Raw genomic sequence first — 5392 nt, forward strand, 5'->3', positions numbered from 1 at the left:
TTAACTTTAGCAATCTCACCTGTACCAGAGTCTTTAGCCGCATCTACACCTGCTTGGTCGGTGGCCGCATCAACTGCATCCTTAGCCTTGCTGGCTTCTGCATCAACTGTGGCCTTAGCTGCATCCTTCTCTTCTTGAGTTAGATCATTATTGGCATCAATCGCTGCCTTCTTATCCGCTGCTGCCTTGTCGATAGCTTCTTTGGCTGCTGGTTTCGCCGCTGCTTCTGGGTTAACTTTAGCAATCTCACCTGTACCAGAGTCTTTAGCCGCATCTACACCTGCTTGGTCGGTGGCCGCATCAACTGCGTCCTTAGCCTTGCTGGCTTCTGCATCAACTGTGGCCTTAGCTGCATCCTTCTCTTCTTGAGTTAGATCATTATTGGCATCAATTGCCGCCTTCTTATCCGCTGCTGCTTTATCAATTTCTGCTTTAGCTGCTGGTTTTGCTGCTGCTTCTGGATTAATTGCTGTGATTGCACTTGCACCTGCATTCTTAGCATCATTTGCTGTAGTCTTATCTGTTGCAGCTGCGATATTCTTCTTGGCATCCTCAACAACTTTATCAATCTCTGCTTTAGCCGCATCTTTCTCTTCTTGAGTCAGATCGTCACGGGCATCAATTGCTGCCTTCTTGGCATTAGCTGCTTCATCGAGTTCTTGATTTGCCCCATCTTGAAGATTCTTTTGACCATTCAAATTCTCTTTAGCGGCATCAACCTTAGCCTTAGCTTCATCGATGTCAGCTTGACTAGCCTTCTTATTTGCCAGCACCGTTTCCGCTTCTTTTACAGCTTCATCATAAGCTTGCTTCTTATCAGAATCCGCTTCTACATAATTGTCCGTCTGCGTCACATCTGATTGACCATCAACTGCTTGCTGTAGATTATCTTTATCGGTCACATGGATTGTAAACTGCTGAGTCGTCGTATTTCCAGCCGCATCCGTAGCAGTCACTGTAACAGGATAATCACCCTGAGCAGCTGAAACTGTTCCTACAATCTCTTTACGAGCAGGATCATAGCTCAAGCCTTCCGGAAGACCATCTACTGTCACAGTTGGATCACCAATATTATCACTTGCCTTTATAGGAACCGTCAGTGAATCGCCCTTAGATACCGTTTGATCAGCGACTGACTCAAGTGTCGGTTTTTCCGTATCTGGTGTAACTGTCGCTTTGTAACTTCCTCGAGCAATGGTCCCGTTCATATCTTTCCGAATAACGAACAACTCTGTTCCTTCACCAACAAAATCTGGTTTCGGAGTAAAGGTTACAGTTCCGTCCTCTGCTAAAGAATATTCTCCTTCAGCTAGGGTCTTTGTAGTACTACCATCCTCAAATGTAACTGGAACAGATGGATCAAGTGGAACCTCTTCATGACCCGGTTGGAAAGTCACTTGTGCGGATTGCGCCACTCCCTGCTCTCCAGTTGTTCTTTCTGTTGAGCCAGTTGGTGTCACCTCATTCACCGTCGGAGTATAAGTCCCACGTGTTACCTTAAGAACAGGAGTGCCCGTTCTATCTGTTCCAACAGGTGCTTCCAATTCTACCGAAATAGCTGTCGCTGTCCCAGTAAAGCTCTTCTCCGGCGTGAAGGTGACCTCACCGGTTTCCGGATTAATTTGATAAGCCCCTTGCCCTTGAATTGTCACAGCATCAACGCGCTCATTCGTTGCTGGATCGATCAACTTAACGGGATATTGAGCGCTTGGTCTCACTTCCTCTTGATCATTACTACGTTTATGTACCAAAGTTGCTTTCTGGACTTGTCCTTGAAGACCGCTTGTTGCTTTATCTTCCGTATTGAGTTCTGGAATTACAACAGTTGGAATGTAGGACGAATCCATCGTTTTACCTTCAACTTGGTTCGTATTAACCAGCTTATTCACTGCCGTATCTGCAGTCCAACCAGTATGAGCTCCATTCTTATCCCAAGCACGAACAGCTACACCCTTAGCAGTCCCTACAAAATCAGGTTCTGGTGTAAAGACAATGTCCCCAGTCGTTGGATTTAATTGATATCTTCCCTCATTAGGGACAGTCAGAGTTGTTTCATCACTAACTTGACCATTAACAATAAATTTATATGGGCGAGCTGTGTCCAGTTCATTATCTGTGGCAACATCGTAGGAACGTTTTCCATAAGCAGTGAAGGTCACTTGTGCAGTTTGCTCTTGACCTTTTTGACCACTAGTTTCCTTCTTGACACCACGAGGAGGAATTGTTTGCTGGATTTGGAAATCCTCTACTTCACCGGAGTAAGCAAAACCTGTCGCTTTTTGAACATCCGATTCATCTAGAGCAATGCGGACACGTCCTCCCAAAGCTACTTGCGTCGTGTCAATGTTCTGAGGAATCCCTCTAAATGTAAAAGTTACAGGTCCTTCTCCAGTTACACGAACAGGCGCAGAAGTTTCAGCTTCTTCATCGAATTTACCATCACCATTAAAATCAATAAAGGCACGAGCATAAGCCGGAGCTGTCCCGTTATTATTAGCCAATACCGTTAATTGATAAGTATCGTCACCAGCCTTTTGCAAAGGATAGTTTCCACCTGTATTATTACCATCCTTATCAATAATCGGGTCAGTTCCCAGGAGCTGAGCAGTTCCTTCATCTCCACTACCACTAGTATCATCACTAGTCCAATCTACATCAGAAGCTGTCCGAATATCGATATCTGGAGGAGTTTGACCTAGATACGGCTGTTGTAAGGACTGGTTTGCTCCCTTAGAAATCGTATGGGTCGCCTCACCATAGCTGCTTGGAGCATCTCCAGCATCTACAATCAGGAATCCCAACATTGCTCCCTGCTTCCCTGCAGAGTTCAGATAGACACCAACGTTACGTGCATTCCGAGTTAGGACAACTGGTACGGATTGATCACTTCCCGTATAGATTGGTCCAAAAACCTTCGAGCCAATCCCATCACCATATCTTCGTCCCTGATTCTCGCTTACTCGCTGGGTAGCCGAAATAACTGGATTTACCCAACCTGGATCCATATATGTTGAGCGCGACCAAAAACCACCTTCCGTATACTTAGCATTGCTTGGGACTGCATTTGGATCCGCATTCGGTAAATAGGAACGAACGGTAGAATTATTCGACAACTCTGTTAACAGTTCAAAATTATCGCCATCAGTTGTATACAGCTCTAATTCATCTCTATTCGGTTCCTCACCTGTCATCATCACGACGTTCGCAGGCACATCTCGACCATTTAAAGTCGCCTTAACAGAAAACTCGACCCCTACATTGGCTCCATTGACAGAGGACTCAATAACTGTACGTCCGCCTGTATTCAAACCAGCTCGTCTAGCAGATGAGTAAAGCCCATGCTGTTCAGACAGTACGATAGAGGCTGCTGCTCCACTACTCAAAACAGCATTCTTAGCCTGAGCATTGTAGTGCTTCCCACCTCGATCTCTATAGATTTCAGTTGCATTAAAAGGACGTAATCTCTTTACTTCTAGTGTAATCGTATAGCCTGGAGCAATTTCTTTAACGAATTTCGTTCCTACTTGCAGTGTGTTATTAGGGCCAACATTTGACAAAGCGGTACGATCGTTGAAATCCAAAAAGGCTATTTGTCCTGCTAAACGACTAACACTTCCTGTCCGATATTTTTCAAAATTTCGATCCGGGTTTGTGCTTGTCGTCCCAGTATTCCGGAATCCAGATTTCCGTTGAATCCCAGCTTCCTGATCAAGCTCCTCTGAAAACTCATCCTTCTTTTTAACCAAGGCAAAAGAAAGAACATTTTTCTGTAATTGATGAATTTCTTTCGTCAATTGGAGATCTTGTCCCTGGACCAACTCATATCCTTCTGGAATCTGCGCTTCTTCTGTCACCAGTGTCTTTGTATCTAACTTAGCAGGAGCTGTTTTCTCTTCAGATTTAACAACTTCATCCGTTTCCTGATCAACATAGACCACCGTGTAAGGAATTGTAGTCTCTTCTGCTTGAGAGTTACTAATTGTAGGAAGCGACTGGGTAACTGGTTGTGATTCCTTTTTTGGAGCAGGAACAACTTCTTTAGCCCTTGACTCTTGCTCCTTTTTCACAACTTCCTCTGGTTGCGCTACTTCTTCAACTGTTAGTGTCGTTTCCTTTGCAGAACTTTGTTCCTCAGTTGCAGCTGACACTGTTTCTTCCTGAGAGCTACTAACCTCGTTCTCTATCGATGGGAGAAGCGAAGCTGTAACAACCTCAACATTACTTTCTTCTGTTTCATTGGACTTGATCTCATCAGCAGAAACAGCTCCTCCCATCAATAAAAATGCAGATATTGCCACTGAGGCAACGCCTACATTAAATTTTCGAATCGAGAATCGCTGCCGTTTTTCAAAAGGGAATTTCGATTTTCTATTATGCATTTTTACCTCCTAGTGCTAACATTGTAAAAAAACAAGGCATTTTTTTACCTTTGACTCCTTTCTTTTTGTTAAATAGTAAATGATTACAACCTATAGCTACCTTAAATACAGGCCACTATTAAGTCAATTCTATTATCTCACAATATCCTCCATTATCCAAACATCTCTTACTTTTTTTCAAAAAAAACAAAATAAATGAAGTCAAAAATTTTAAAATGAAGTTAGCCACCCATCCTATCTGCTAGATAAGGGCTAGAACTCATTCTGATGAGTTGTCTGATTTCATTTGATAATAGGTTTGGAGCTGTTAAGCTAATTAGTCAAGGCTAATGATAGCCTTGGTTTAGCCCTCAAAACAGCTTCAAAAGTCCCTGTTGTCAAATGAAATCCTTTTGTAAGGTATAAGAAAACACCTCCGTACTATACTTGTTGTTCACCACAAACAAAAGGAAGGGCACAGAGATGCAAAACAATTATACAACAAAAGGAAAGCATTTGACAATTCATGATCGTCGCTATATTGAACGATGGGACAAAGAAGGAAAATCCAATCGAGAAATTGCTCGCCTACTTGGAAGAGCTCCTCAAACAATCAATAACGAGATCAAGCGAGGGCAAGTCTTACAACAAGTGCGAAAAGGACTCTTTAAATATGTCTATTCAGCCGATGTCGCTCAAGCTAATTACGAGAAAAATCGTAAACGATCTGTTAAAAAACTGATTCTTACTAAGAAAATGAAGGACAGAATTCTTCACTACCATCATGAAAACTATTCGCCTGAAATGATGGTTAAGGCAAAAAACATTGAGGCAGGTGTTACCACAATTTATAGTCATTTGAAACAAGAACAAGACAACAAAGCATCCAGAAAATTGTCATAACTGGGCAATACTTTTCTGAGGTGTTTTTTCATATGAGCCCATGTGTTTTCAATAGGATTATACTCAGGTGAGTAGGGGGGAAGAGGCAAGAGTTTATGTCCTTGTTCTTCGCACAATACTTTTAGACGACT

General features: G+C 42.8%; 2 protein-coding genes and 1 pseudogene. 1 reads left to right on the plus strand and 2 read right to left on the minus strand.

Features of this window, described 5'->3' with window-relative positions:
• A partial coding sequence (locus E5983_RS08460; protein ID WP_160333409.1) for a DUF1542 domain-containing protein occupies positions 1-4379 on the minus strand: 4379 nt, incomplete at its 3' end.
• Between the two features lie 462 nt (positions 4380-4841).
• Between E5983_RS08460 and E5983_RS08465 the strand changes: the two are divergent.
• Positions 4842-5210 (plus strand): annotated as a pseudogene (locus E5983_RS08465) (transposase); the annotation flags it as partial.
• Between the two features lie 2 nt (positions 5211-5212).
• Here the strand turns inward: E5983_RS08465 and E5983_RS08470 are convergent.
• Positions 5213-5392 (minus strand): transposase (locus tag E5983_RS08470; protein ID WP_202056368.1); only part of this gene is annotated, 180 nt, incomplete at its 5' end.

This window comes from Streptococcus danieliae, assembly GCF_009767945.1.
Taxonomy (GTDB): domain Bacteria; phylum Bacillota; class Bacilli; order Lactobacillales; family Streptococcaceae; genus Streptococcus; species Streptococcus danieliae.